This is a genomic window from Actinomadura sp. NPDC047616 (assembly GCF_040642915.1).
Lineage (GTDB): Bacteria > Actinomycetota > Actinomycetes > Streptosporangiales > Streptosporangiaceae > Spirillospora > Spirillospora miaoliensis.
The window spans coordinates 300,443-326,426 of the sequence record NZ_JBEYTB010000002.1; the positions used below are offsets into that span (position 1 = coordinate 300,443).

Consider the following 25,984-nt stretch of genomic DNA (forward strand, 5'->3'; position numbering starts at 1 on the left):
CGGCCGTTTCAGCAGTCGGTGGAGCAGGAGCCGGCGGCGGCGGAGGCGGCGGCGTCCTCGCGGGCCGCGTGCGGGCGGCGGGAGCGCTCGCCGTGGCGGACGAGCAGGCGGCGGGGGCCCGGGCCCTCGTCGCCGAGCCGGTCGTAGGGGTTGGCCAGCGCGCACTTGTTGATCGACAGGCAGCCGCAGCCGATGCAGTCGGTGAGGTCGTCGCGCAGGCGCTCCAGCTGCGCGATGCGCTCGTCGAGGTCGGCGCGCCACATCTCGGACAGGCGGGCCCAGTCCTCCACCGTGGGGGTGCGGCCCTCGGGCAGCGTGGCCAGCGCCTTCTTGATCTCGCTGAGCGGGATGCCGACCCGCTGGGAGACCCTGATGAAGGAGACCCGGCGCAGCGTGTCACGGCTGAAGCGGCGCTGGTTGCCGGCGGTGCGGCGGCTGCTGATCAGTCCCTTGGACTCGTAGAAGTGCAGCGCCGACACCGACACGCCGCTGCGTTCGGCGAGCTGGCCGACGGTGAGCTCGTGCACCCTGTGCTCCAGCCGCGTCATGGGACGCATCCTAAACGACCGGAATGCCGGTCGAACGAGTCCGGCACGTCCGGCGGCGGCCGCCGGACGTGCCGGAGACGGGGCTACGGGTGCGCGGGGGACGCGCCGCCGGGCCGCATGCCGGGCCGGGTCATCTCCCGGGCCAGGCGGCGCAGCCGGAACGCGGCACCGACCATCGCGGCGCCGAACACGATGGAGAAGAACCCGATCATCCAGACGACCGCCAGCGCGCCGGACACCGGCCACACCAGCAGCAGCACCCCGAACAGCACCGACACGGCGCCGCTGAGCGCGTACAGCCACTCGCCCCGGATCACGTGCCGCAGCCGGATCGCCGCGACGATCTCCAGCACACCGGTGACCAGCGCCCACACCGCGATGAGGAACAGCAGCGCCAGCCCGGTGATCCCGGGCCACACCAGCGCGACGATCCCCAGCACGATGCCGCACACGCCGGCCACGCCCAGCCATGCGCGCGACTCCCCCGGCACGCCGCGCGCCGCGGCGACCAGCGAGCCGACCCCGTCCACCAGCGCGTACGCGCCGAACAGCAGCACCAGGGTCAGCACGGTGATGCCCGGCCAGATCCAGGCGATCAGGCCGAACAGGATCGCGACCGCCCCGCGCAGCGCCAGCGTCCACCAGCCTCGGGCCAGCAGGTCGTCCATGGGGTCCTCCCCGGGAGAAATCGTCCTGTCTGCGTAACGTCGCCGGAGACGCGGCCCGACAAGCCCAACAAGTGGTGCAAATAGGACAAAAAGCCGCGAGGTCACACCCGTGGGTGTGACCTCGCGGCCTGCGCCCGGCGGGCCCGCCGCGTTCCCGGGGCTCCCTACGCCCCGCCGCGACCGCCCGCGGGCGTCACTCGCCGAGGCGGTGCAGCAGGGCGCGGTACTCGTCCCACAGTTCCTTGGGCAGGTGGTCGCCGAAGGTCTCGAAGAACGCGGGGACCAGCGCGGCCTCCTGCTTCCACACCTCGGGGTCGACGCTCAGCAGCGTGTCCAGGGCGGCCTCGTCCAGGTCCAGGCCCTCGGTGTCCAGCGACTCGCGGGTGGGCAGGTGGCCGATCGGGGACTTGACCGCGTCGGCCCGCCCGTTGAGCCGCTCGACGATCCACTTGAGCACCCGGCTGTTCTCGCCGAAGCCCGGCCAGATGAACCTGCCGTCGGCGTCCTTGCGGAACCAGTTGACGTAGTAGATGCGCGGCAGCTTCTCGGCCTCGGTGGAGCGGCCGATCTTCAGCCAGTGGCCGAAGTAGTCGCCCATGTTGTAGCCGCAGAACGGCAGCATGGCGAACGGGTCGCGGCGCAGCTCGCCGACGGTGCCCTCGGCCGCGGCGGTCTTCTCCGAGGCCACGTTGGCGCCCAGGAACACCCCGTGCTGCCAGTCGAACGACTCGGTGACCAGCGGAACCGCGCTGGCGCGGCGGCCGCCGAACAGGATCGCCGAGATCGGCACGCCCTTGGGGTCCTGCCACTCGGGCGCGATGATCGGGCACTGCCCGGCCGGGGTGGTGAAGCGGGCGTTCGGGTGCGCCGCCGGGGTGCCGGACTCGGGCGTCCAGTCGTTGCCCTTCCAGTCGGTCAGATGCGCGGGCGGCTCCTCGGTCAGGCCCTCCCACCACACGTCGCCGTCGTCGGTGAGCGCGACGTTGGTGAAGATGCTGTTGCCCCACAGCGTCTTGACGGCGTTGGCGTTGGTGCCCTCGCCGGTGCCGGGGGCGACGCCGAAGAACCCGGCCTCGGGGTTGATCGCGTACAGCCGGCCGTCCTCGCCGAAGCGCATCCAGGCGATGTCGTCGCCGATCGTCTCGACCTTCCAGCCCGGGATCGTGGGCTGGAGCATGGCCAGGTTGGTCTTGCCGCAGGCGGACGGGAACGCGGCGGCGACATAGCGGGTCTCGCCGTCCGGCGGGGTCAGCTTGAGGATGAGCATGTGCTCGGCCAGCCAGCCCTCGTCACGGGCCATGGTGGAGGCGATGCGCAGCGCGTAGCACTTCTTGCCCAGCAGCGCGTTGCCGCCGTAGCCGGACCCATAGGACCAGATCTCCCGGGTCTCGGGGAAGTGCGAGATGTACTTGGTGCTGTTGCACGGCCACGGCACGTCCTGCTGGCCGGGCTCCAGCGGCGCGCCCACCGAGTGGACGCACCGGACGAACGAGCCGCGCTCCTCGATCAGCCGCAACGCGTCGGTGCCCATCCGCGTCATGATCCGCATCGACACGGCGACGTACGGCGAGTCGGTGATCTCCACCCCGAGCTGGGAGATCTTGCCGCCCAGCGGACCCATGCAGAACGGCACCACGTACATGGTGCGCCCGCGCATGCAGCCGTCGAACAGCTCCCGGAAGGTGGCGCGCATCTCGTCCGGGGCGATCCAGTTGTTGGTGGGACCGGCGTCCTCCTCCTTTTCGGAGCAGATGAAGGTGCGGTCCTCGACGCGGGCCACGTCACTGGGATCGGAGGCGGCGTAGAAGCTGTTGGGACGCTTGGCGGGATTGAGCCGTTTGAAGGTTCCCTGCTCGACGAGAAGGTCGGTCAGGCGCTCCCATTCCGCGTCCGAGCCGTCGCACCATTCGATCCGATCGGGACGGGTGAGCTCGGCGATCCCGCGCACCCAGTCAATCAGCTCGAGGTGACTGGTCGGGGCCTGGTCCGGGCCGGTGGCCGAGGACGCGGTGACCTGGTGGGACACGGGCTACTCCTTCAGCAGTTCGCAGGATCTCTGCATCATGAACAAACCCGCTCGTTTTTTCCATTTGGTCTGGACCACTTGTAGCGGGTCATTGGGAGCAGACCTACCCATTTGTGACTGATATCACCGGCCGAGGCGTTCGGAAAGCGCTTCCATCGCGCCGTTGCATGAGAAGGTTCAAGCCGGGTAAACCCTTGTTTCGGTGGCCTTCAAGGCCGCCCAAACCGGGCTGCCCGGGGTCAATTCGAGTTCGGCGACGGCGGCCGGCGTCACATCGGCGGCCGCGGCGAGCGGCGGCCCGTCGAGGCGGACGCGCACGCGGTCGCCCTGCCGCTCCACCGCCGCCACCCGCGCCCGCCAGACGTTGCGGGGGCTGCCTTCGGGACGGGACCGGTACAACGCGACCGCGGCTGGCTCAAAAGCCAGGAAAACCTCTCCCTGCAGATGGTCAACCGTGTCCACCACCATGCCACCTCCCTCGTCCCCGCCCCCGATCCGCACCGAGGAGCCCTCGGCACGGCCCCGGTAGAGGTTGAGCCCCACCAGGCGCGCCACGTACTCGGTGCGGGGATGCCGGGCCACGTCGGCGGGGCGTCCCTGCTGCACCGGCCGCCCGTCCTCCAGCACCACCAGCCGGTCGGCCAGCACCATGGCGTCCAGCGGGTCGTGCGTCACCAGCACGGCGGCGCCCTCGAATCCTTCCAGGCGGCGCCGCAGCGCGGACCGGATCTCCAGCCGGGTGTGCGCGTCCAGCGCCGACAACGGCTCGTCCAGCAGCAGCAGGCGCGGCCCCACGGCCAGGGCCCGCGCCAGCGCGACGCGCTGGGCCTGACCACCCGACAGCGCACGCGGCCGCACCGAGGCGTACTCGGCCAGGCCGACCTGCTCCAGCCACCCGGCGGCGACGCGGCGCGCCTCACGCTTGCGCACGCCCTGGCAGCGCAGCCCGAACGCGACATTCTCCAAGGCGCTCAGATGCGGGAACAGCAGGTAGTCCTGGAACACCATGCCGATACCGCGCCGCTCGGGGGGCAGCGGGCGCAGTTCCCTGCCGTCCACGCGGATGTGCCCGTCGGCCATGGGGACGAGCCCGGCCAGCGCGCGCAGCGCCGTGCTCTTGCCCGCCCCGTTGGGCCCCAGCAGGGCGACCACCTCGCCGGGACCGGCCGTCAGTTCCAGGTCCAGTTCGAAGCCGCCGCGCCGTACCAGCAGCCGCGCGTCGAGCCCGCTGCGGCCGGCGGCCCACTCCCGCCGGTCTCCCGTCACCGGTGCGCCAGGACGGCTCATGCGTTCACCCACCGGTCGCGCAGGGCGGCCAGGACGAGCACCGACACCGCCAGCAGCACCAGGCTCAGCACGATCGCCGCCTGCGGGTCGGTCTCCAGGGCCAGGTAGACGGCCAGCGGCATCGTCTGGGTGCGGCCGGGGAAGTTGCCCGCGAACGTGATCGTCGCGCCGAACTCGCCCAGCGCCCGCGCCCAGCACAGGATGGCGCCCGCCAGCACGCCCGGGGCGACCAGCGGCAGCGTCACCCGGCGGAACGTCGTCCAGCGGGTGGCGCCCAGCGTGGCCGCCGCCTCCTCGTAGCGCAGGTCGGCGGCGCGCAGCGCGCCCTCCACGCTGATCACCAGGAACGGCATCGCCACGAACGTCTCGGCGAGCACCACGCCGGCGGTGGTGAACGGCAGCGTGATGCCGAACGCCTCGTCCAGCCACTGCCCGACCAGCCCACGGCGGCCCAGCACCAGCAGCAGCGCCACGCCGCCGACCACGGGCGGCAGCACGAGCGGGACGGTCACCAGGGCCCGCACGAGCCGGGCGCCGGGGAACGGCACCCGCGCCAGCAGCCACGCCAGCGGCACGCCCAGCACCAGGCACACGCCGGTGGCGACGGTCGCGGTGAGCAGCGACAGCCGCAGCGCCTCCAGCACCTGCGGCTCGGCCAGGCGGGTGCCCAGCGTCGACCACGGCGCGCGCACCAGCAGCCCGACCAGCGGCAGCACCAGGAACGCCAGGCCGGCCAGCGCGGGCAGCACCAGCATCCACGGCGGACGCCCCAACCCGCGTTCGCGCGCCGCCCCGGCGGCGGGCGGGCGGACGGTGCCGGGCGCCCGGGTCACGGCGCCTCGAATCCCGCCCGGGTCAGCGCCGTGCGGCCCTGCTGCGACAGCACCAGCCCGACGAACTCCCTGGCCAGGGCGGGCTGCGGAGCCTCGGCCAGCGGCGCGATCGGGTAGTCGTTGACCGCCTTGGCCGACTCGGGGAACTCCACGCCCGTCACCTGCCCGGACGCGGCCCGCACGTCGGTGCGGTAGACCAGCCCGGCATCGGCCTCGCCCATCCGGACCTTGGTGAGCACGGCCTTGACGTCCTGCTCGCGCGACACCGGCGTGACCTTCACGCCGCCCGCCCGCAACGCCTGGCCGGCGGCGGCGCCGCAGGGCACCTGCTCGGCGCACAGCACGACCTTCAGCCCGCGCGCGGCCAGGTCCGGCAGCGCCCTGACCTTGCCCGCCTCGTTCTTGGGAACGGCGATGACCAGCCGGTTCCTCGCGAAGACCGCCGGCCGCCCGGACGCGGCGCCCTTGTCGGTGACGGTCTTCATCGTGGCGGGGCTGGCGGCGGCGAACACGTCCGCCGGGGCGCCCTGCACGATCTGCTGCGCGAGGGTGGAGCTGCCGCCGAAGTTGAACCGCACCTTCACGCCCGGGTGCGAGCCCTCGAACGTCTCGCCCAGCGCGGTGAACGTCTCGGTCAGGGACGCCGCGGCGAACACCGTGAGGGTCCTCCCGTCCTTCCCGGCGCCCGCGGAGGCGCCGCCGTCGTCGACGTCGCCGCAGCCGGACAGGGCCAGTGCGGCGGCGGCCAGCAGGGCCGGCGCCACGGCCGGGATCGGTACGCGCTTCACCACGGTTCTGCGGTCCTCTCGCGTTCGCCGAGTCCGTCCGGGCGGGCTCAGCCGAGGTCGGGCAGTTCGACGACGACGTTGGTGGACTTCACGACGGCCTCGGCGAGCACGCCGACCTCCAGGGCCAGCTCGTCGGCCGCCTCCCGGCTCATCAGCGACACCACGCGGAACGGGCCGGCCTGGATCTCCACCTGGGCCATCACCCCGTCCCGGCGCACGTCGGTGACGATGCCGCGCATCCGGTTGCGCGCGGAGGAGAACCGCTCCCCCGGCTCGCCGTCGCCCCCGCGCCGCCCCTGGTCGCGGACGAACGCGGCCAGCTCGGCGCCGGGGACGCGCCGGTGCCCGTGCTCGTCGCGGACGGCGGGCAGCCGCCCGCCGTCCACCCAGCGGCGGACGGTGTCCGCACTGACCCCCAGCAGCGCGGCCGCCTCACTGATCCGGAACGTCGTCACGAGGCCAAGCGTAGACCTCGGCAGATACGAAGGAAACATGGCGGAACTCACCGCAGATGCAGGGCGTGCCGCCCGAGAGCTCTCGCAGATGCGGCTAGTCGTCGACGAGCGCCTGGGTGAGCATGCCGAGGGTGGACCAGTCGGCCGACCCGTCCCGGAGCAGCGCCCCGAACGTGGTGATCTCGATATGGGTGCGCTCGCCGTCGGCGGCCACGCCGTGCGGCCCGGCCGCCGCGCGCAGCCGCGCCAGCTCCGGCTCGGTGATCTCGGCGGAGAACAGGTGGGCGCGGTGCGCCGACAGGGTGGCGGTGAGCTGCCGTTCGCCGTGCGGGCGCAGCCGCGCGGCGTCCAGGACCAGGCCGGTCTCCTCGGCCAGCTCGGCCGCCGCCGTGGCCCGCGGGTCGGCCGCCCGGGGCCCGCGCGCCGAACCGCCGGGCAGCTCGTGGACGAACCCGTCGGGCGTCGCGGCGGGGCCGCGGAACTCCCGCACCAGCACCACGGTCGTGTCGTCGAGCGTCGCCCCGCGCCGGTACAGCGCGACCACGCCGACGTCCGGCCGGGACAGGACGATCTCGTTGTCCTTGATCCGGTCTTCGGCGGCCACGTGCATCCGGACGCGCAGGGCCCAGTGGTCGCCGTGCCGCCACACCACGCGCGCGCCGCGCAGGGTGTTGCCCGCCGCGCGCTGCGCGCCGTACCAGCGCTGAAACGGCTCGGTGCGCCACACCAGCAGGGGGACGGCGCACTCGCCGCCCGAACGGGGCGCGCCCGCGCCGATCCGCTCCAGCGCCGCCGCCACCGTGCCGGGCAGGTCGCCGGCCGTGGGCACGCCGTACTTGTCCGCGTAGTGCCGCAGGTAGGAGTTCTTGGGCGCGTCCGGGGGCGCGCCGAACACGACCCGGCCGCTGTCGTGCCACATCCCCCACTCGACGTTGGTGGTGAACGCGGGCATCGTCTTCAGGTCGCGCGGCACGTAGAACAGCACCTCGTCGGACAGGTGCAGGCAGCGCTCCTCCCACTCGACCTGGTCGGTGTAGTCCTCGTAGCGGTCATGCCGGTGCTCGGGCACGAACACCACCAGCCGCCCGGGGTGGCGCCAGCGTGCGCGCAGCTCGCCGACCGCCTCGGGCCGCCAGGACGGGACGTCGGGGGTCCGGGGGGTGGGGCCGGCCAGGAACACCGCCGCGCTCCAGGCGTCCGGCGGTTCCTCACGGGCGTGCACGACGACGACCTCACTGCCCACGATCGTCTTTCCTCCTCGCATGCCGTCCTTGATGGCCGGGTTGTATGACCGGGTTGGATACCAAATGACGTGCTTGGACCCGAACCTTACGGGTAAAGGGGCTCCAACAAACACATCACGTTCGCCCGGTCAGGAGGAGATCATGACTGGGACCATGCGGGCTCCGCGCACCCGGGGCCTCCTCAGCGGGATCCTTCTCGTGCTGCTGGGGCTGTGGGGCGCCCTGCTGCCGTTCATCGGCCCCTACGCCCACTTCGGCTTCGCACCCGACGAGCCCTGGGTGTACACCGCCGCACGGCTGCAGCTGAGCATACTTCCCGGGATCGCCACGGTCATCGGCGGGCTGATCCTGCTCGTCAGCGCGAACCGCGCGGTCGCGATGTTCGGGGCCTGGCTGGCCGCCCTCGCCGGCGCCTGGTTCGTCGTGGGCCACACGCTCGGGATGCTCTGGGGCCTCGGCACTGCCGGCGCCCCCCTCGGACCGAGCACCGCCAAGCGCGTGACCGAGCAGATCGCCGGGTTCAGCGGCCTCGGCGTGGTGATCGTGTTCCTCGCCGCGTTCGCCCTGGGCCGCTTCGCCGTGGTCGGCGTGCGGGAGGCCCGGCGTGCCGCGGAGACGGCGGCCGCCCGCGAGGCCGCCGCACGCGACGCCGCGGCACGGCCCGGCGCGGCACGGCCCGGCGCAGGCCAGGCCGGCCCCACTCAGCCGATCGCCCCGACGCACGGACGTTACGGCCGGGGGTCAGGCTACGGGCCCGCGCCCGGCACCGAATCCCCGCCGCGGGGCGAACCCTCGTCGCCGCCCCCCGGCGCCCCTCCGCCCGCCCACGAAACCACGGGACAGCAGGCGCCCGCGCCCGGAGCGGGATGGGCGGGCCCGGTGCCCGCCGAACAGCACGACGAGCGGGTCGCCGGTGAACGCCGCGACCAGCACCATCCCTGACCTGGCGGCCGCGACGCGCGTCGCGCGCCGGGCATGAGCAACCGCTCCGTGCGGGACATCCGCGCCCCCCGCACGGAGCGGCGCCATGTCCGGGGCGTGTCCGGCGGCCGCGTCGTCAGCGGTCGCGGGCGCGCATGTTGCGGACGGTCTTGGTGGGCTCGTAGGCGCGCCTGTCGTCGTCCACCGGTACGTCGTCGCGGTCGGTGAACATCGCCACGAAGGCGACCAGGAGGCCGACGGCGCCGATCCACGGCTCGCGCCAGGCGAAGCTGAGCGCCACACAGGCCGCCGCGCACCCGAGCAACAGCAGGAACCTCACCCGCAAACTAGAACATGTTCTCGTTGCCGCGTCAACGAGAACATGTCCCTCACTTGCGCTTGCCGCGCTTCTCCCGAATGCGCATCGTGATGTCGATGGGCGTGCCGGCGAAGCCGAACTCCTCGCGCAGGCGCCGTTCGATGAACCGCCGGTAGCCCTCCTCCAGGAAGCCGGTGGTGAACAGCACGAACCGGGGCGGCCGCACGCCCGCCTGGGTGGCGAACAGCACCCGGGGCTGCTTGCCGCCCCGGATCGGGTGCGGGTGCGCGGCCACCAGGTCGGCGAAGAACTGGTTGAGCTTGGACGTGGGCACGCGGGTGCCCCAGCCGTCCAGCGCCGTGTCCAGGGCGGGCACCAGCTTGTCCACGTGCCGTCCGGTGCGGGCGGAGATGTTGACGCGCGGCGCCCACCGGGCGTTGTGCAGCTGCCGGTCGATCTCGCGTTCGAGGTAGTGGCGGCGCTCCTCGTCCAGCAGGTCCCACTTGTTGTAGGCGATCACCAGCGCCCGGCCGGACTCGATCACCATCGACACGATCCGCAGGTCCTGCTCGGCCAGCGACTCCGACGCGTCGATCAGCACCACCGCCACCTCGGCCCGCTCCAGCGCCGACTGGGTGCGCAGCGTGGCGTAGAAGTCGGCGCCCTGGTTCTCCCGGTGGCGCCGCCGGATGCCCGCGGTGTCGATGAACCGCCACTCGCGGCCGCCCAGCTCGATCAGCTCGTCCACCGGGTCGCGGGTCGTGCCGGCGACCGAGTCGACCACCGCGCGCTTCTCCCCCGCCAGCTGGTTGAGCAGGCTGGACTTGCCGACGTTGGGACGGCCCAGCAGTGCCACCCGGCGCGGCCCCCCGGCCTCGGCGAACGTCTCGGGCGGCGGCTCGGCGGGCAGCGCGTCCAGCACCGCGTCCAGCAGGTCGCCGCTGCCGCGGCCGTGCAGGGCGCTGACCGGGTGCGGCTCGCCGATGCCCAGCGACCACAGCATGGCCGCGTCGGCCTCGGTCGCCACGTCGTCCACCTTGTTGGCGACCAGCACCACCGGCTTGCCGGACCGGCGCAGGATCTCCACCACGGCCTCGTCGACGTCGGTGGCGCCCACCGTCGCGTCCACCACGAACATCACCACGTCGGCCAGGTCGACCGCCAGCCGCGCCTGCTCGGCGATCGCGGCGGCCAGGCCGGAGGCGTCCGGCAGCCAGCCGCCGGTGTCGACGACGGTGAAGCGGCGGCCGCTCCAGTTGGCCTCGTAGGCGACGCGGTCGCGGGTCACGCCCGGCACGTCCTCCACGACCGCCTCACGGCGGCCCAGGATCCGGTTGACCAGGGTCGACTTGCCGACGTTGGGACGGCCCACCACGGCCACGACCGGAGCCGGCGCCGCCTCGTCCGCGGCCGCCGGGCCGTCCACCGTCTCGATCTCGTATTCGCTCACTGTTCCCCGCTCGCCTTCGAGGCGCCACGCGCGGCGCCGGCTGCCCTCCTCGTCCGTCCGTTCCGCGGACCGTCCTAGCCCGGCCGTGCCCGGCTAGGACGCGTCCTTCGCCAGCCGCACGACCGTCTCGATCACCTCGTCCAAAGTCAGCTCGGTCGAGTCGATCTCGTGCGCGTCCTCGGCCCTGGCCAGCGGCGAGGCCGCCCGGGTGGAGTCGAGCCGGTCGCGGCGGGCCTGCTCGGCGCGCGTCACCGTCACCGTGGCGCCGGGGTCGGCGGCCAGGTCCCTGGCGCGCCGGGCCGCGCGGGCCTCCTCGCTGGCCGTCAGGAAGATCTTGACGGGCGCGTCGGGCGCCACGACGGTGCCGATGTCGCGGCCCTCCACGACGATGCCGCCCGCGCCGATGATCTCGCGCTGGAGCGCCACCAGCCGCTCGCGCACCCGCGGCACGGCGCTGACCGCGCTGACCGCGTTGGTCACCTCGCGGGTGCGGATGGCGGCGGACACGTCCGTGCCGTCCACCGCGATGGTGGGCGCGTCGGGGTCGGTGCCGGACTCGATCACCGGCTCCCCGGCGCGGGCCGCGACCGCCTCGGCGTCCTCGACCGGCACGCCCGCCCGCAGCATCCACCAGGTCATGGCGCGGTACATGGCGCCGGTGTCGAGGTAGCGCAGCCCCAGCGCGCGGGCCACGCCCTTGGAGGCGCTGGACTTGCCCGACCCGGAGGGGCCGTCCATGGCGATGACGAGCGGCACGATCGCTCCCTTTCCGTGATGCGGCGGCTTGCCCGCGAGTCTCCCGCGGCGGGCGCGCGGACGGCCCCGGGGGGTGCCGACGGCCGTTCCCCCGTCGCGCCAGCGTACCCGTGCGCGCGGCCCCGTCGGGCCCGCTCCGGGCCGTTGCGAGCCGTTATGGCCCGTTATGGACCGTTATGCCAGGCCGGGGACCGACCAGCCGCGCGAGCGCAGCTCCTCGGCCAGCCGCTGCGCGGCCTCGGGCTTGACCGAGATCTCCAGCACGCCCAGCGGGCGGCCCGGGGAGTGCTCGATCGTGACGTCCTCGATGTTGACCCCGGCCACGCCCGCCGCCTGGAAGATCATGGCCAGCTCGCCGGGGCGGTCGGGGATGACCACCTGCACCGCGGCGTAGGCGGACGGGTCGCCGCCGTGCTTGCCGGGGATGCGCGAGCGGCCCGCGTTGCCGCGCAGCAGCAGGTCGGCGACGTGGGTGGCGGCCTCCTCGCTGCCGTCGCGCAGCAGCGAGGCCGCCACGGCCAGGTCGGTGGCCACGGCCTCCAGCACGTCGGCGACGGGGGCGGCGTTGCCGGCCAGGATGCCGATCCACAGCCGCGGGTCGCCGGCGGCGATGCGGGTCACGTCCCGCAGGCCCTGCCCGGCCAGGCCGAGCGCCATGTCGTCGGCGCCGGTCAGCCGGGCGGCGACCGCGGCCGACACCACGTGCGGGGCGTGCGAGACCAGCGCGACGGCGCGGTCGTGCTCCTCGGCGTCGACGGTGACGGGCTCGGCGCCGCACGCCCGGGCCAGCGCGACCACCGTTTCGACGGCCTCCGGCTCCGACTCGGCGGGCGGGCACAGCGCCCACGAGCGGCCGAGGAACAGGTCGGCGCGGGCCGCCGCCGGGCCGGAGCGCTCGCGCCCGGCCAGCGGATGGCCCGGCACGAACGTGCCCAGGTCGCAGCCCAGGTCGCGCGCCTGCCGCAGCGGCAGCGCCTTGACGCTGGCCACGTCGGTGTAGACCTTGGCCAGCCCGCGCTTCTGCGCGTCCAGCAGGGTGACGGCCACGGCGGCGGGCGGGACGGCCAGCACCGCCAGGTCGGCGGGCCCCGCGGTGGGATCGGCGGGGGCGTCGCCGTCCGGCAGGGCCGTGCCCGCGCCCAGCTCGACGGCCATCGCCAGCGCGGCGGCGTCGCGGTCGGTCAGTTGCACCTCGGCGCCGCGCTCGCGCATGGCCAGGGCGATCGAGGTGCCGATCAGCCCCGCCCCGATCACCACGATCCGCCGTGGAAAGCCCTCTTCAGCCACCCGACAAGGGTAGCGGCCCCGGATGCCCGCCCGTGCCGCGCCGCGAACCGCTCACCGCGCCGGGTTCACCGCGCCTTTCACCGCGCCGGGTTCACTGCGCGATGTCGAGCCGCAGCGCGATCGCGCCGCGCAGATAGACGTGCTGGACCTCCGAGCGGGGACGGTCGGTCTCCACATGCGCCATCAGCCGGATGACCCGCGGCAGCGCGTGCGGCACGCCGATCTCGCTGGCGCACAGCAGCGGGACCTCGTGGAAGCCCAGCTTGCGCGCCGCCAGCGCCGGAAACTCGGCGGCCAGGTCGGGCGTCGCGGTGAAGATCACGCTGATGACGTCGTCGGTGGTCAGCGCGTTGCGCGTCATCACCTCGGTCACCAGTTCGGTGGTGGCCGCCAGGATCTGGTCCCGGTCGTCGGCGTCCACCTGCGTCGCCCCACGGATCGCGCGTACCGCCACGTTCACACCTCCTACAGGCCCACGGCCTTGTACAGCTCGCCGATCTCCCTGACCGTCAGCGCCCGGACGGTGCCGGGTCGCAGCTGGCCGAGTTTGACCGGCCCGAACTCGACGCGGGCCAGCTGCTGCACGGGGAACCCGACGTGCTTGAGCATCCGCCGCACGATGTGCTTGCGGCCCTCGTGCAGGGTGATCTCCACCAGCACCCGCTTGCCGACCTGGTCGAACACCCGGAACCGGTCCGCCTTGGCGGGACCGTCGTCCAGCGTGACGCCGGCCTTGAGCCGCCGCCCCAGGTCCCGCGGGATGGGCCCGTGGATCTCGGCCAGGTAGGTCTTCTGCACGCCGTAGCTGGGGTGCATGAGGCGGTGCGCCAGCTCCCCGTCGTTGGTGAGCAGGATCAGGCCCTCGGTGTCGGTGTCCAGGCGGCCGACGTGGAACAGCCGCTCGGGCACCTCCACGAAGTCGGCCAGCGACCTGCGGCCCCGCTCGTCGGACATGGTGCTGACGACGCCGCGCGGCTTGTTGACGGCGTAGTAGCGCATCTCGGCGCGGGTCTCCACGCGGCGGCCGTCGACGTGGATGACGTCGCGCTGGGGGTCCACGCGCTCGCCGAAGCGGAACACCTTCTCGCCGTTGACGCTGACGCGGCCCTCGCCGATCAGCTCCTCGCAGTGGCGGCGGCTGCCGATGCCGGCGTCGGCGAGCACCTTCTGCAACCGTACGCCCTGGTTGTCGGTCACTTTCCCTCAACTGTGTCGTCTGGCAGGTCTTCGGGCAGGTAGGGGGCGAGGTCGGGCAGCTCGTCCAAACTGCGCAACCCCAGCCGCTCCAGGAAGTACCCCGTGGTGCGGTACAGGTGCGCCTGCGACTCGGGGTCCTGGCCCGCGTCCTCGATCAGCCCCCGCAGCATCAGCGTCCGGATCACCCCGTCGCTGTTGACGCCGCGGATCGCCGAGACCCGGGCCCGGCTCACCGGCTGGCGGTAGGCCACCACGGCGAGGGTCTCCAGCGCCGCCTGGGTGAGGCGGGCCTGCTGACCGTCGGTGACGAAGCGCTCGACCACCGGGGCGCACACGTCCCGAGTGTAGAAACGCCAGCCGCCCGCCACCTCCCGAAGGTCGAACCCGCGGCCCTGGGCGGTGTATTCCGCGGCCAGTTCCCGCAGCGTGGCGGCGATCTCCTGGCGCGGACGCTCCAGCAGTTGCGCGAGTGTGACCTCGCTCACCGGCTCGTCCACCACCAGCAGGATCGCCTCGATCGAGGCCCGCAGCCCCGGCCCCTCGTCCTGCTCGGACGGGGCGGGGCCCGCGTCCGGGGGCGGCGCGTCCCCGGCCGGCGGGGGCGGCGGGGCAGGCTCGGCGGGGACGCCCTCGGGGGCGTCCTCGCGGGGTGGTTCAGTCATCGGTCTTGTCTTTCTCCGGCTCTCGGGAGCCTTCGTAGTCGTCGCCGACGACGACGTCGCCGTCGTCGGTGCCGGTCCAGGTGATGTGCAGCTCGCCCAGCGGCTCGGCCTGCTCGAACGCGACCGCCTTCTCGCGGTACAGCTCCAGCAGCGCCAGGAACCGCGCGACGATCTCGAAGGTGCCCGCGCAGTCCTCGGTGAGCACGCGGAAGGTGGTGGCGCGCAGCTCGCGCAGCCGTTCCACCACGATCGCGGCCTGCTCGCGGACGCTGGCCTTGGGCTGGTAGATGTGCTCGACCGAGACGGTCGGGGGCGCCTTGGGGGTGAGGGCCTTGGCGGCCAGGCGGGCGAACTCGGCGGGCCCGAGCCCGAGGAGCACCTCGGGCAGCAGGCCGGCGAAGCGGGGCTCCATCGGCACCATGCGCGGGAACCGCCGTCCCTGCTCGGCCATCCGGCCCGCCAGGAACCGCGCGACCTCCTTGAAGGCCCGGTACTGCAGCAGCCGCGCGAACAGCAGGTCGCGGGCCTCCAGCAGGGCCAGGTCCTCCTCGTCGTCGACCTCGCCCGACGGCAGCAGCCGCGCCGCCTTGAGGTCCAGCAGGGTGGCGGCGACCAGCAGGAAGTGGCTGGCCTGGTCCAGGTCCCAGTCCTTGCCGTGCGAGCGGATGTGGGCGATGAAGTCGTCGGTGACCTTGGCCAGCGACACCTCGGTGATGTCCAGCTTGTGCTTGGAGATCAGGCCGAGCAGCAGGTCGAACGGGCCCTCGAAGTTGTCCAGCTGGACGCGGAAGCCACGGCCCTCCTCGGCCTGCGGCTCCTGCGACGTCTGGTCCACCTCGCTCACGGTAGCGGAGTCCGGCCGCGGCCGCGTCCACCGGCCGCGGCGAGCGTCTGCGCAGGCGGAGGGGCGGGCCGCGCCCCGGTGGGATGCGGCCCGCCCCCTGGAGTGGATCAGTGGACGAGGGTGCGGCCCGCCGGCCGGGCGGCCCCGGGGGACGGCGGCTCGGCCTCGGACAGCGCCAGGCGGGCGTGCAGGCGCTCCAGCGGGCCGGGCAGCCACCAGCTGCGGCGTCCCAGCAGCGTCATGGTCGCCGGGACGAGCAGCATCCGCACCACCGTCGCGTCCAGCACGATCGCCGTCACCAGGCCCAGCCCGATCGCCTTGACGGGCGCGAAGCCGCCGAGCGCGAAGCCGGCGAACACCACCGCGATCATCAGGGCGGCGGCGGTGATGATGCCGCCGGTGCGGCGCAGGCCCTCGGCGACCGCGACCCGCGGGGCGTCCCCGGCGAGCCACCGCTCGCGGATCCGCGACAGCAGGAACACCTCGTAGTCCACCGACAGCCCGAACGCGATCGCGCCGATCAGCACCGGGACGGTCAGGTGCACGTACCCCATGCCCTCGGTGCCCAGCGGCCCGGCCAGGTGCCCGTCCTGGAAGACCCACACGACGACGCCGAGGGCGGAGCCGATGCTGAGCAGGTTCGTCAGCACCGCCTTGACCGGCAGCAGCACCGACCCGGTGAACGCGAACAGCAGCAGCAGCGTGCCGAGCGCGACCGCCGCGGCCGCCCACGGCAACCGGTCGGCCAGCATCGCCCGGTAGTCGATCAGCTGGGCGGTGTCGCCGGTGACCTGGACGGGGAACGGCGTGCGCAGGTCGCGGACGGCGTGGACGGCGTCGCGCACGGCCGGGTCGTCGGCCTCGCCGCGCGGGGTGGCGAACAGCAGGGTCCTCGTGGATCCGAGCCGGTCGGTGCCGACCTCGGCGATGCCGGGCATGGCGGCGATCGTCTGCCGCAGGGTCGCCACGCGGGGGTCGCCGGGAGGGGCGTCGGCGACCACCTGGATGTCGCCCGTCCAGCGGGCCCGCTCGGGGAAGTGGGTGTTCAGCTCCGTCCACAGCCGGCGGGTGTCGGTGGAGTCGGGCAGCATCCGCGCGTCGCCCAGGGAGATGTGCAGGCCCAGGACGGGCGCCGCGAGGGTGGCCAGGGCGGCGGCGGTGGCCGCCAGCGTCAGCAGCGGGCGGCGCTGCACGGCGCGGGCCACCCGGGCGAAGGCACCGCCGCGCCCTCGTGTCCCGGCCGGGGCGATGCGGTGGCCGAACCGGGCGAGCAGCGCGGGCAGCAGCGTCAGCGCGGCGAGCATGTCGACCAGGACGACGGCGGTGCCGGCCAGGCCCATCGACCGCAGGAACGGGTCGGGGAAGATCACCAGTCCGAGGAGGGCGACCGCGACGGTCAGCCCGGAGAACATCACGGTGCGGCCCGCGGTGGCGGCGGTGCGCGCCACGGCCGCCGCCACGTCTGCCGCCACGTCCGGGTCGGCGCCGCGCTCCTCCCGGAACCGGTTGACCATCAGCAGCGCGTAGTCGACGGCCAGCCCGACCGCGAGCATCGTGGTGACCTGGATGGCGTAGACCGAGATGTCGGTGAGGGCGCTGAAGGCGTACAGGATCCCGAACGTCGCCCCCGTGCCGATCATCGCGACGAGCAGCGGCAGCCCGGCCGCCAGCAGCCCGCCGAACACCACCAGCAGCAGCACCAGCACCACCGGCATGCTCAGCATCTCGGCGCGGGCCACGTCCCGCTGCGCCTGCCCGTTGAACTCCGCCCCCGACAGCGGTCCCCCGGCGACCGTCACGGTCGCGCCGTCCACGTCGCGCAGGCGGTCGGCGGCGGCCTCGGCGGCCTTCTCCGCTTCGTCACCCGGGGTGAGCGCGACCTCCACCAGCAGCGCCCGCCCGGTGGTCCGGGACGGCAGCGGCCCGCTCACCTCCACGACGCCGGGCACGGCCCGCACGGCGCCGATCGCCGCGTCCACCTCGCGCCGCAGCGCGGGGTCGCTCACCGGACGTCCCGCCACGATGGCGGTGATCCGTTCGGGACGCGGGGCGTTGTCGTCGAGCCACCGCGCGGCGCGACCCGACTCGCTGCCGGGAACGCTGCCGACGTCGCCCACCAGGGCGCCGAACACCCTGCCGCCGACACCGAAGCCCGCGCCGACGACGGCGAGCCACAGCACGACGACCAGCCACGGGCGTCGCGCGGAGAAACCAGAGATCCTGCGAAGCATGACGGCCTCCAACGGCCTCCGACCGGAAATGCCGTCTCAAAGGCTCGTCCGGAACGCCGTCGAACGGATCGCCGCCGAGAGCGGAATCGCGGCCCCTCTTCGGAGCGGTGCGCGGCGGGCGCGGCTCCCTCTCAGGAGGGGTCAGGCGTGCGCGGGCGGCGCCGTCTCCCCCGGCCGCACCAGGCCGGTCTCGTAGGCCAGCACGACCGCCTGCACCCGGTCGCGCAGGTGCAGCTTGCTCAGCAGGCTGCTGACGTGCGTCTTGACGGTGTGCTCGGTGACGAACATGGCGCGGGCGATCTCGGCGTTGGACATGCCGCGCGCGACGTGCCGCAGCGTGTCGGTCTCGCGGGCGGTCAGCGTCGCCAGCCGGGGGTCCTCCGCGCCCGGGGCGGACGAGCCGGCGGCGCCCGCGGCGGGAGTGCCGGACCGCCCGACCACGTCGGCGATCAGCCGCCGCGTCACCGACGGCGCGAGCAGCGCCTCGCCGCCGGCCACCACGCGCACCGCGTCCACCAGTTCGCGGCGCCGCATGTCCTTCAGCAGGAACCCGCTCGCCCCGGCGCGCAGCGCCTGGTAGACGTACTCGTCCAGGTCGAACGTCGTCAGCACCAGCACCCGGGCGTCGGTGTCGCGGCAGATCGCGGCGGTCGCCGCGATGCCGTCGACGTGCGGCATGCGCACGTCCATCAGCACCACGTCGGGACGCAGCTCGCGCGCCTTGCCGATCGCCTCGGCGCCGTCGGCGGCCTCCCCGACGACCGCCAGGTCCGGCTCGTCGGACAGGATCATCGCGAAACCGTCGCGCACCAGCGCCTGGTCGTCGGCGATGAGCACGCGGATCGGTGCGTCGGCGGGCACGTCCTCACTCTAGGGGCAGAACGGCCGCCACGCGGAAGCCCCGGCCGTCCGGACCCGGCCCGTAACTCAGCTCGCCGCCCGCGGCGGCGACCCGTTCCCGCATCCCGGTCAGGCCGTGCCCGCCACCGGCGTGCGCGCCGTCGGCACCGCCCGCGCCGTTCGGGCCGGTCGCACCGTTCGCGCTGTTCTGGCCGTTCGCGCCGTTCGGGCCGTTCGGGCCGGAGCCGTCGTCGTGCACCTCCAGGCGCAGCGCCCCGCCGTCCCACCGCAGCCGTACGCGAGCGCTGCCCGCCCCGGCGTGCTTGACGGTGTTGGTCAGCGACTCCTGGACGACGCGGTACGCGGTCGCGGCCAGGTCGGGCGGGACGCGCCGCGCCCGGCCGTCCTCCTCCAGCGTGACGTCCAGGCCGGCGCGCCGCACCCCCGCCACCAGCGTCGGCAGGGCGTCCAGGCCGGGCTGGGGCTGGCGGGACGGCTCGTCGGCGCGCAGCACGCCGAGCGTGCGGCGCAGCTGCGCCAGCGCCTCGCGCGCCGTGCCGGCGATGGTGTCGAACATCTCCTCGGCCCGGGCCGGGTCGTTGCGCACCGCCACCGGCCCCGCCTCGGCCTGGATGGCGACCATGCTCATCGAATGGGCGAGGATGTCGTGCATCTCGCGGGCGATCCGCTGGCGTTCGCGGGTGGCGGCGGCGTCCTGCTCCTCGGCGAGGCGGCGCGCGCGTTCCTCCAGCATCGCGATGCGGTCGCGGCGCGCGCGGGCGGAGGTGCCCATCGCGTACGCCACGAGGAACGGCGCGGCCGCCACGACCAGCTTGCCCCCGATGCCGCCCGGGCCGAGGCTCTGACCGGCGCCGAGCAGCACCGACACCGTGATGGCGGCGGCGCTGACCGCCCCCGCGACCAGCCGCCGCACCGGCGGGCACAGCGCGGCGAAGGTGTAGGTGGCCACCAGCTGCGCCGCGGGCAGATCGGTGAAGGAGTCGGTCAGGTCCATCGTCAGGGTGCCGGCACCGACGACCCCGGTGATCCAGAACGGGTGCCGTCGCCGCCACAGCAGCGGCACCGACCCGGCCGTGGCGAGCAGCGCCACCCACCAGGTCAGGCAGCCGTCGACCGCGGCGTGCACGGTCACGTAGGCGCCGCACACCGCGGCGATGACCGCGTCGACCGCGCTCGGCGGCAGGGCGCGGGCGCGTTCGGCGAGACGCCGCGTACGGGCGATGAGGGTCGCCACGTCGTCTCCTCGCTGCGGGGAGGGGTGGCCGCCCCCAAGTATCGCCGCGCGGAACGGACGCGTCCTCACTCCTGAGAGTGAGGACGGGGCGTCACTTGGCGGCGGCCTCGGCCGCGGCCCAGCGCTGCAGCACCTCGCGGGCCAGGCTGCGGTAGGCGTTGGCGCCCATCGAGCTGGGGTCGAAGAACGTGATGGGCTCGCCCGCGACGGTGGCGTCGGGGAACCGCACCGTGCGGTTGATGACGGTGTGGAACACCTTGTCGCCGAACGCCTCGACGATGCGGCCGAGCACCTCGCGGGTGTGCAGGGTGCGCGAGTCGTACATGGTGCCGAGCACCCCGTCGATCTGCAGGTCGGGGTTGATGCGCGACTGGACCTTGTCGATGGTCTCCATGAGCAGCGCCACGCCCCGCATCGCGAAGTACTCGCACTCCAGCGGGATCAGCACGCCCTGGCTGGCGGCCAGCGCGTTGACGGTGAGCAGGCCCAGCGACGGCTGGCAGTCGATGAGGATGTAGTCGTAGTGCGGCACCGCCGACTTCAGCGCGCCCGCCAGGATGTACTCGCGGCCCACCTCGTGCACCAGCTGCACCTCGGCGCCGGACAGGTCGATGTTGCTGGGCAGCAGGTCCATGCCGTCGACACCGGTGTCGATGACGACGTCCTCCCACTCGGTGTCGTGCTCGAGCAGCAGGTTGTGGATGGTGATGTCGAGCTGGCGCGGGTCGCCCTTGCCGAGCCCGACCGACAGCGCGCCCTGCGGGTCGAAGTCCACCAGCAGCACGCGGCGGCCGTACTCGGCCAGCGCGGCGCCCAGGTTGATGGTGGTGGTGGTCTTGCCGACCCCGCCCTTCTGGTTGCAGATCGACACCACGCGGGCCGGTCCGTGCTCGTCCAGCGGTTCGGGCTCGGGGAAGTTGGGCACCGGACGCTGCGTCGGTCCGAGGGCAAGACTCGGATCGGTCTCAATGGTGGCGGAGGACAGGACTCCCCCCGCAGCCTGTGTGCTGGTCACCAGATCCCTCCCCGGGTGGCCCGGAAAATGCCATCCAGATCCGGGACTCTAGGGCTTGACACGGCGCCTCTCAAGCCGACGCGCGCCGATGGGCGTGTTTTGTCTGGCCCTGATACGTCCCGTTCATCCGCCGGCCTCAGCCGCGGGCGCGGGGATGGGACGTGGCGTACACCTCGCGCAGCATCTGCACGGTGACCAGCGTGTAGACCTGCGTGGTGGTCACCGACGCGTGGCCCAGCAGCTCCTGCACGACCCGCACGTCCGCGCCCCCGTCCAGCAGGTGCGTGGCGAACGAGTGCCGCAGTGTGTGCGGAGAGACGTTCTTCAGGTCGGCGCGTTCGGCGGCGGCGCGCAGCACCATCCAGGCGCCCTGCCGCGACAGGCGCCCGCCGCGCGCGTTCAGGAACAGCGCGGGGCCGCCGCGTCCCGCCGCGCTCAGCTCGGGACGGGCCCGCACCAGGTACGCCTCGACGGCGCGGCGCGCGTAGTCGCCCATCGGCACCACGCGGGTCTTGCCGCCCTTGCCGCGCACGCGGGCGAACCCCTCGTCCAGGTCCAGGTCGTCGACGTCCAGGCCGACGGCCTCGGAGATGCGCACGCCCGACCCGTACAGCAGTTCCAGCAGGGCCCGGTCGCGCAGTCCGCGCGCGGTGGCGTCGCCGCCCGGGCCCGCCGCCGCGGCCAGCAGCCGTTCGACGTCGTCGATGGAGATGGCCTTGGGCAGCCGCCGCGGCGGCGTGGGCGGGCGGACGTCACGGGCCGGGTCGCCGGGGGCCAGTCCCTCGCGCAGCGCGAAGCGGTGCAGCCCGCGCACGGCCACCACCGCGCGGGCCGCCGACCCGGCCGACAGCGGCGGATGGTCGGCGTCGCCCTCGCGCAGCCCGACCAGGAACGCCCGCACGTCGTCCTCGCCGACCTGGTCGATGGCGGTGCGGCCGCGCGCGGTCAGCACCGCCAGGTAGCGGCGCAGGTCACGGCGGTAGGAGCTGAGGGTGTTGGCGGCCAGGCCCCGTTCGACGGCCAGGTGCCCCAGGTAGGTGAGCACGGCCGAGCGCAGCGCGGACGCGCCGCCGTCCGGGCCGCCGCCGGGACCGGGGGCGCCGTCGAGGTCGTCGGCGTCCCCCTGCCCGGCGCGCTGCCCGGCCTGCTGCCCGGCGCGCTGCCCGGCCTGCTGCCCGGCGTGCTGCCCGGCCTGATGTGCGTCGTGCCGTGCGTCGTCCTGTCCGGCTCCAGGGGGCGCGGCGTTCCGGCCGGGCGTGCTCGGTGACAGTGCGGCACCTCTTCCGGGCGGGGTGACCGACAGGGACCTGCCCATCATGCCGCCTTCGACGGCGCCGCGAGACCCGATCGACACGCCGCCCGGCCCGCATGTCGCGCCCGCCCGGGGCCGCGCCGCGGTCAGTCCTCGGGGGCGTCCACGGGACGCAGGTCGCGGAAGCCGCGCGCCCGCGCCGCCTGCACGGCCAGCACGCCCAGCGAGGCGATCATGTTGTGGATCTCCCCGGCGAGCACCTTGCGGACCGCCTCGTCCAGCGGCACCCACACCACCGGCATGTCGGCCTCCTCGTGCACCCGCTCGAAGCCGATCTCCTCGGCGGGCACCTCGGTGAGGTCGCGGGCCAGGAAGATGCGGACCCGCTCGTCGGACATGCCCGAGGACGGCAGCACGTCGGCCAGGGTGTCCCAGCGGTCGGCGCGGTACCCGGCCTCCTCCAGCAGCTCGCGTTCGGCCAGCTTGTGCAGCGGCTCTCCGGGCACGTCGCGCAGCCCGGCGGGCGCCTCCCACAGCAGCCGGCCCACCGGGTGCCGGTACTGGCGCAGCAGCAGCACCCGGTCGGCGTCGTCGAGCGCGATGATGCCGACCGAGCCGGGATGCTCGATGACGTCCCGCTGGGCGACCTCCATGCGGTCGCCGTTGGGCATGCGGACGCGGTCGCGGCGCACGCGGAACACGTGCCCGCGGAACTCCTCGCCGCTGCCGACGACCTCCCACCGCTCGGGCCGGTCGCGCACGTCGTCCGGGCCGAGCCCGCCGGCACCGGAGCCGCCGGTCACGGGGCCGCCGGTCACGGGGCGGTCACCGCGTCGGCGCGGCCCCGCACGGCGGCGTAGTCCAGCGCCGCGGAGATCAGGCCGGTGAACAGCGGGTGCGGACGGGTCGGGCGGGACCGGAACTCCGGGTGCGCCTGCGTGCCGACGAAGAACGGGTGCGCCTCGCGCGGCAGCTCCACGTACTCCACCAGGCGGCCGTCCGGCGACAGACCGGAGAAGCTCAGCCCGGCCTGCTCCAGCCGGTCGCGGTAGGCGTTGTTGACCTCGTAGCGGTGCCGGTGCCGCTCGGACGCCTTGGCCTCCCCGTACAGCTCGCGCACGATCGAGCCCTCGGCCAGGTCGGCCGGGTACAGGCCGAGGCGCATCGTGCCGCCCATGTCGCGCTCGCCGGCGACCACGTCGACCTGGTCGGCCATGGTCGCCACGACCGGGTGCGGGGTGGCCGGGTCGAACTCGGCGCTGCCCGCGTCGGCCAGCCCGCCCAGCGACCGGGCCGCCTCGATCACCATGCACTGCAGGCCCAGGCAGATGCCCAGCAGCGGGATGCGGTTCTCCCGGGCGTGCCGCACCGCGCCGATCTTGCCCTCGATGCCGCGCACGCCGAACCCGCCGGGGATCAGCACGCCGTCGACGCCGTCCAGCTCGCGGCGGGCGCCCTCGGGGGTCTCGCAGTCGTCGCTCTTGACCCAGCGGATGTTGACGCGCGCGTCGTTGCCGAACCCGCCGTGCCGCAGCGCCTCGGTCACCGACAGGTACGCGTCGGGCAGGTCGATGTACTTGCCGACCAGCGCGATCGTGACCTCGCGGGCGGGCCGGTGCACCCGGCGCAGCAGTTCGTCCCAGGCGCCCCAGTCGACGTCGCGGAACGGCAGCCCCAGGCGGCGCACCACGTAGGCGTCCAGGCCCTCGGTGTGCAGGACCTTGGGGATGTCGTAGATGCTGGCGGCGTCCACCGCCGACACCACGGCCTCGCGGTCGACGTCGCACATCAGGCTGATCTTGTTGCGCAGCCCGTCGGTGATCGGCCGGTCCGAGCGGCACACGATCGCGTCGGGCTGGATGCCGATGGAGCGCAGCGCCGACACCGAGTGCTGGGTCGGCTTGGTCTTCAGCTCCCCGGACGGGCCGATGTACGGCAGCAGCGACACGTGCAGGAAGAAGCAGTTCTCCCGGCCGATCTCGTGCCGGATCTGGCGTACCGACTCCAGGAACGGCAGCGACTCGATGTCGCCGACCGTGCCGCCGACCTCGGTGATGACGATGTCGACGTCGCCGTCGGCCATGCCGCGGATGCGGTCCTTGATCTCGTTGGTGATGTGCGGGATCACCTGCACGGTGTCGCCGAGGTACTCGCCGCGCCGCTCCTTGGCGATCACGTTGGAGTAGACCTGGCCGGTGGTGACGTTGGCCGAACCGTGCAGTTCGGTGTCGAGGAAACGTTCGTAGTGCCCGATGTCCAGGTCGGTCTCGGCGCCGTCGTCGGTCACGAAGACCTCGCCGTGCTGGAACGGGTTCATGGTGCCGGGGTCGACGTTGAGGTACGGATCCAGCTTCTGCATGGTGACCCGCAGGCCCCGCAGGGCCAGAAGCCGCCCCAGGCTGGACGCCGTCAGTCCCTTGCCGAGGCTGGAGGCGACACCGCCGGTGACGAACAGATGCTTGGTAGGACGTGATCTACCAGTGGCTGCCGATGGCAAGAAGGCGCTCCCGTGGTCGCTGCTGAGGCGGCGTTCATCGCGTGTTCATCGCAAGGTGTCCACCGCACTGTCCACGGGCCACCAGGATATCAGCCGCGAGTGCCCACCGCCGTCCGGGACGCGTTCCCCGCCCCGTCCCCGACTCCCGGTCGGAGGCGAAAGCCCCCGCCCATGGCCGTTTCCGGCCTCGGGACGGGGGCGCCGCCGTCGATCCGGCGGCCGGATCCGCGGCTCGGATCCGGCCGTGGCGTCCGCGGCCCTGATCCGCGGGCCCGCGCGCGGGCTCGCGGACCGGGCTCGCGGACCGGGCTCGCGGCGCGGCGGTCAGATCCGCGGGGCCGCGGTCGGCATGATCGTGCGCAGCTGCCGGGTGAGCTCGTCGATCAGCGAGCGGGCCTGGTCGGCGGCGTTGCGGGCGCTGTCGCGCTCCTGCGACAGCTCGGCGATGGCCGCGCGCTGCTCGGTGACCGCCTGCGCGAGCTGGTCGACCCACTGCTCGCGCTCGCCGAGCTTCTCGGCGACCGCGTCGCGCTCGGCGGCCATCTGCCGCATGCCCGCCATGGCCTTGTCACGCTCGCGCTCGGCCGACTCGGCCCGGCCGCGCGCCAGCGTCAGCTCCGACTCGGCCTGCGCCTGCGCCTGCAGCGCGGCGTCGCGCGCCCGTTCGGCCGCCTCCCGGGCCCGGTCGGCCGCGTCGCGCGCCTGCTCCAGCTGGGCGCGGCTCTGCTCGAGCTGAGCGCGGGTCTGCTCCAGCTGGGCGCGGGCCGCGACGGCGGCGTCGCGCTCGCGTTCGGCCTTCTTGGCGGCCTCCAGCGACTGCGCGGCCGTGTCGAGGGCCTGCTCGCGCTCTTTGCCGGCCTTCTGCACCAGCCGGTCGGCGTCGGCCACCCGCCGGTCGGCCTCGGCGGCCCGCCGGTCGGCGTCCGTGGCGCGGCGCTCGGCCTCCTGGGCCCGCCGTTCGGCCTCCTGCGCGCGCAGCTCGGCCTCCCCGGCGCGGCGCCGGGCGTCCTCGGACTCCTTGGCGGCCGCCGCGGCGACCTGCTGCAGGTTCTTGGCGGTCAGCTCGGCGTCGGCGGCCTTGGCGCGCAGCGCCGACAGCTCGCCGTGCGCGCTCTCCAGCGCCCGCGACAGCTCGGCGGCCTGCTCGGCGAGCCGGTCGCGCTCGGCCTCGGCGGCGCGCCGCGCGGTGACGGCGTCCTCGACGGCGCGCAGGGCGTCGTCGCGGGCCTCGCTCATCGCGTCGCGCTGCGCCATGGCCTGCCGGACGGTGGCCTCGGCCTCGGCGACCCTGCGCTCGGCCTGCTCGGCCTGCGCCTGGGCCTGCTCCATCTGCGCGCGGGCCTGTTCCATCTGGGCGCGGGCCTGCTCGGCCTGCACGCGCGCCTGCTCGGCCTGGGCGCGGGCCTGCTCGGCCTGTCCGCGTGCCTGGTCGGCCTGGACGCGTCCCTGCTGGGCCTGGTTCCAGGCGGCGGCCGCGTCGCGCTGGGCGGTCTCCTTCTCGGCCTGCATGGCGGCCTTCTCGGCCTGCATGGCCGCGATCTGGGACTGCGCCTCGCTCTGCGCCTCGGCCAGCCGCCGCTCGGCCTCCAGCGCACGCCGGTCGGCCTCC

24 protein-coding genes and 1 pseudogene are annotated in these 25,984 nt (G+C 74.1%); 1 reads left to right on the top strand and 24 read right to left on the bottom strand.

All coding sequences use genetic code 11. The features are described 5' to 3' along the window. Window positions 1-8: 8 nt before the first annotated feature. From soxR to ABZ801_RS05690, 8 genes are all read right to left on the bottom strand, one after another. Window positions 9-557 (bottom strand): redox-sensitive transcriptional activator SoxR, encoded by a 549-nt coding sequence (gene soxR / locus ABZ801_RS05655; protein WP_360693314.1) that lies wholly within the window; start codon window positions 555-557, stop codon window positions 9-11. Between the two features lie 74 nt (window positions 558-631). Then, window positions 632-1,216 (bottom strand): HdeD family acid-resistance protein, encoded by a 585-nt coding sequence (locus tag ABZ801_RS05660; RefSeq protein WP_344951896.1) that lies wholly within the window; start codon window positions 1,214-1,216, stop codon window positions 632-634. Window positions 1,217-1,409: 193 nt separating this feature from the next. Beyond that, window positions 1,410-3,242, bottom strand: coding sequence for a phosphoenolpyruvate carboxykinase (GTP) (locus ABZ801_RS05665; protein ID WP_360693319.1), 1,833 nt, complete (start codon window positions 3,240-3,242; stop codon window positions 1,410-1,412). Window positions 3,243-3,419: 177 nt separating this feature from the next. Beyond that, entirely contained in the window at window positions 3,420-4,529 is a 1,110-nt protein-coding gene (locus tag ABZ801_RS05670) for an ABC transporter ATP-binding protein (protein WP_360693322.1), read from the bottom strand. Continuing rightward, window positions 4,526-5,284: an ABC transporter permease gene (locus tag ABZ801_RS05675; RefSeq protein WP_360694138.1), complete on the bottom strand. Its 759-nt coding sequence runs from the start codon at window positions 5,282-5,284 to the stop codon at window positions 4,526-4,528. The genes ABZ801_RS05670 and ABZ801_RS05675 overlap by 4 nt, the downstream gene beginning before the upstream one ends. A 74-nt stretch (window positions 5,285-5,358) precedes the next feature. Continuing rightward, window positions 5,359-6,150, bottom strand: a complete 792-nt coding sequence (gene modA, locus ABZ801_RS05680) for a molybdate ABC transporter substrate-binding protein (protein WP_360693325.1) — start codon at window positions 6,148-6,150, stop codon at window positions 5,359-5,361. 47 nt (window positions 6,151-6,197) lie between these two features. Continuing rightward, window positions 6,198-6,605 carry a helix-turn-helix domain-containing protein gene (locus ABZ801_RS05685; RefSeq protein WP_344951907.1) on the bottom strand — a complete coding sequence of 136 codons (408 nt, stop codon included), beginning with the start codon at window positions 6,603-6,605 and terminating at the stop codon, window positions 6,198-6,200. A 94-nt stretch (window positions 6,606-6,699) separates the two neighbouring features. Next, window positions 6,700-7,869 carry a nucleoside 2-deoxyribosyltransferase domain-containing protein gene (locus ABZ801_RS05690; protein ID WP_360693328.1) on the bottom strand — a complete coding sequence of 390 codons (1,170 nt, stop codon included), beginning with the start codon at window positions 7,867-7,869 and terminating at the stop codon, window positions 6,700-6,702. A 121-nt stretch (window positions 7,870-7,990) separates the two neighbouring features. On the opposite strand from ABZ801_RS05690, the gene ABZ801_RS05695 reads away from it, so the two are divergent. Next, window positions 7,991-8,791, top strand: a complete 801-nt coding sequence (locus ABZ801_RS05695) for a hypothetical protein (RefSeq protein WP_360693332.1) — start codon at window positions 7,991-7,993, stop codon at window positions 8,789-8,791. A 115-nt stretch (window positions 8,792-8,906) separates the two neighbouring features. On the opposite strand, the gene ABZ801_RS05700 is transcribed toward ABZ801_RS05695, so the two are convergent. The 16 genes and pseudogenes from ABZ801_RS05700 to ABZ801_RS05775 all read right to left on the bottom strand — a co-directional run. Continuing rightward, window positions 8,907-9,110 carry a hypothetical protein gene (locus ABZ801_RS05700; protein ID WP_344951916.1) on the bottom strand — a complete coding sequence of 68 codons (204 nt, stop codon included), beginning with the start codon at window positions 9,108-9,110 and terminating at the stop codon, window positions 8,907-8,909. A gap of 49 nt (window positions 9,111-9,159) precedes the next feature. Beyond that, window positions 9,160-10,539 carry a ribosome biogenesis GTPase Der gene (gene der / locus ABZ801_RS05705; protein ID WP_360693336.1) on the bottom strand — a complete coding sequence of 460 codons (1,380 nt, stop codon included), beginning with the start codon at window positions 10,537-10,539 and terminating at the stop codon, window positions 9,160-9,162. A gap of 93 nt (window positions 10,540-10,632) precedes the next feature. Then, window positions 10,633-11,295: a (d)CMP kinase gene (cmk, locus tag ABZ801_RS05710; RefSeq protein ID WP_360693339.1), complete on the bottom strand. Its 663-nt coding sequence runs from the start codon at window positions 11,293-11,295 to the stop codon at window positions 10,633-10,635. Window positions 11,296-11,469: 174 nt separating this feature from the next. Then, window positions 11,470-12,582 (bottom strand): prephenate dehydrogenase, encoded by a 1,113-nt coding sequence (locus ABZ801_RS05715; protein WP_360693342.1) that lies wholly within the window; start codon window positions 12,580-12,582, stop codon window positions 11,470-11,472. A gap of 91 nt (window positions 12,583-12,673) precedes the next feature. Next, the gene (gene aroH / locus ABZ801_RS05720) at window positions 12,674-13,036 is read right to left on the bottom strand and encodes a chorismate mutase (protein ID WP_360693344.1); all 363 of its coding nucleotides are present in this window, start codon (window positions 13,034-13,036) and stop codon (window positions 12,674-12,676) included. Window positions 13,037-13,047: 11 nt separating this feature from the next. After that, the gene (locus ABZ801_RS05725; protein ID WP_344951931.1) at window positions 13,048-13,779 is read right to left on the bottom strand and encodes a pseudouridine synthase; all 732 of its coding nucleotides are present in this window, start codon (window positions 13,777-13,779) and stop codon (window positions 13,048-13,050) included. Further along, complete coding sequence (gene scpB / locus ABZ801_RS05730) at window positions 13,776-14,441, bottom strand: SMC-Scp complex subunit ScpB (RefSeq protein ID WP_360693348.1); 666 nt, start codon at window positions 14,439-14,441, stop codon at window positions 13,776-13,778. The genes ABZ801_RS05725 and scpB overlap by 4 nt, the downstream gene beginning before the upstream one ends. Then, window positions 14,434-15,276, bottom strand: a complete 843-nt coding sequence (locus ABZ801_RS05735; RefSeq protein ID WP_344951937.1) for a segregation/condensation protein A — start codon at window positions 15,274-15,276, stop codon at window positions 14,434-14,436. The genes scpB and ABZ801_RS05735 overlap by 8 nt, the downstream gene beginning before the upstream one ends. A 116-nt stretch (window positions 15,277-15,392) precedes the next feature. Beyond that, window positions 15,393-17,516, bottom strand: coding sequence for an MMPL family transporter (locus ABZ801_RS05740; protein ID WP_360693352.1), 2,124 nt, complete (start codon window positions 17,514-17,516; stop codon window positions 15,393-15,395). 141 nt (window positions 17,517-17,657) lie between these two features. Then, window positions 17,658-18,377, bottom strand: a complete 720-nt coding sequence (locus ABZ801_RS05745) for a response regulator transcription factor (protein WP_360693355.1) — start codon at window positions 18,375-18,377, stop codon at window positions 17,658-17,660. A 4-nt stretch (window positions 18,378-18,381) separates the two neighbouring features. Continuing rightward, complete coding sequence (locus ABZ801_RS05750) at window positions 18,382-19,611, bottom strand: sensor histidine kinase (RefSeq protein WP_360693358.1); 1,230 nt, start codon at window positions 19,609-19,611, stop codon at window positions 18,382-18,384. A gap of 91 nt (window positions 19,612-19,702) precedes the next feature. After that, window positions 19,703-20,581: a ParA family protein gene (locus tag ABZ801_RS05755; protein WP_344952132.1), complete on the bottom strand. Its 879-nt coding sequence runs from the start codon at window positions 20,579-20,581 to the stop codon at window positions 19,703-19,705. A 181-nt stretch (window positions 20,582-20,762) separates the two neighbouring features. Continuing rightward, on the bottom strand, window positions 20,763-21,683 hold the full coding sequence (gene xerD / locus ABZ801_RS05760; RefSeq protein WP_360694142.1) for a site-specific tyrosine recombinase XerD: 921 nt from the start codon (window positions 21,681-21,683) through the stop codon (window positions 20,763-20,765). Window positions 21,684-22,024: 341 nt separating this feature from the next. Beyond that, window positions 22,025-22,696 carry an NUDIX hydrolase gene (locus ABZ801_RS05765; RefSeq protein ID WP_360693361.1) on the bottom strand — a complete coding sequence of 224 codons (672 nt, stop codon included), beginning with the start codon at window positions 22,694-22,696 and terminating at the stop codon, window positions 22,025-22,027. Next, complete coding sequence (locus ABZ801_RS05770; protein WP_360693364.1) at window positions 22,693-24,375, bottom strand: CTP synthase; 1,683 nt, start codon at window positions 24,373-24,375, stop codon at window positions 22,693-22,695. Before ABZ801_RS05770 ends, ABZ801_RS05765 begins: the two co-directional genes overlap by 4 nt. Window positions 24,376-24,699: 324 nt before the next feature. Then, window positions 24,700-25,984, bottom strand: a pseudogene (locus ABZ801_RS05775) (hypothetical protein); the annotation flags it as partial.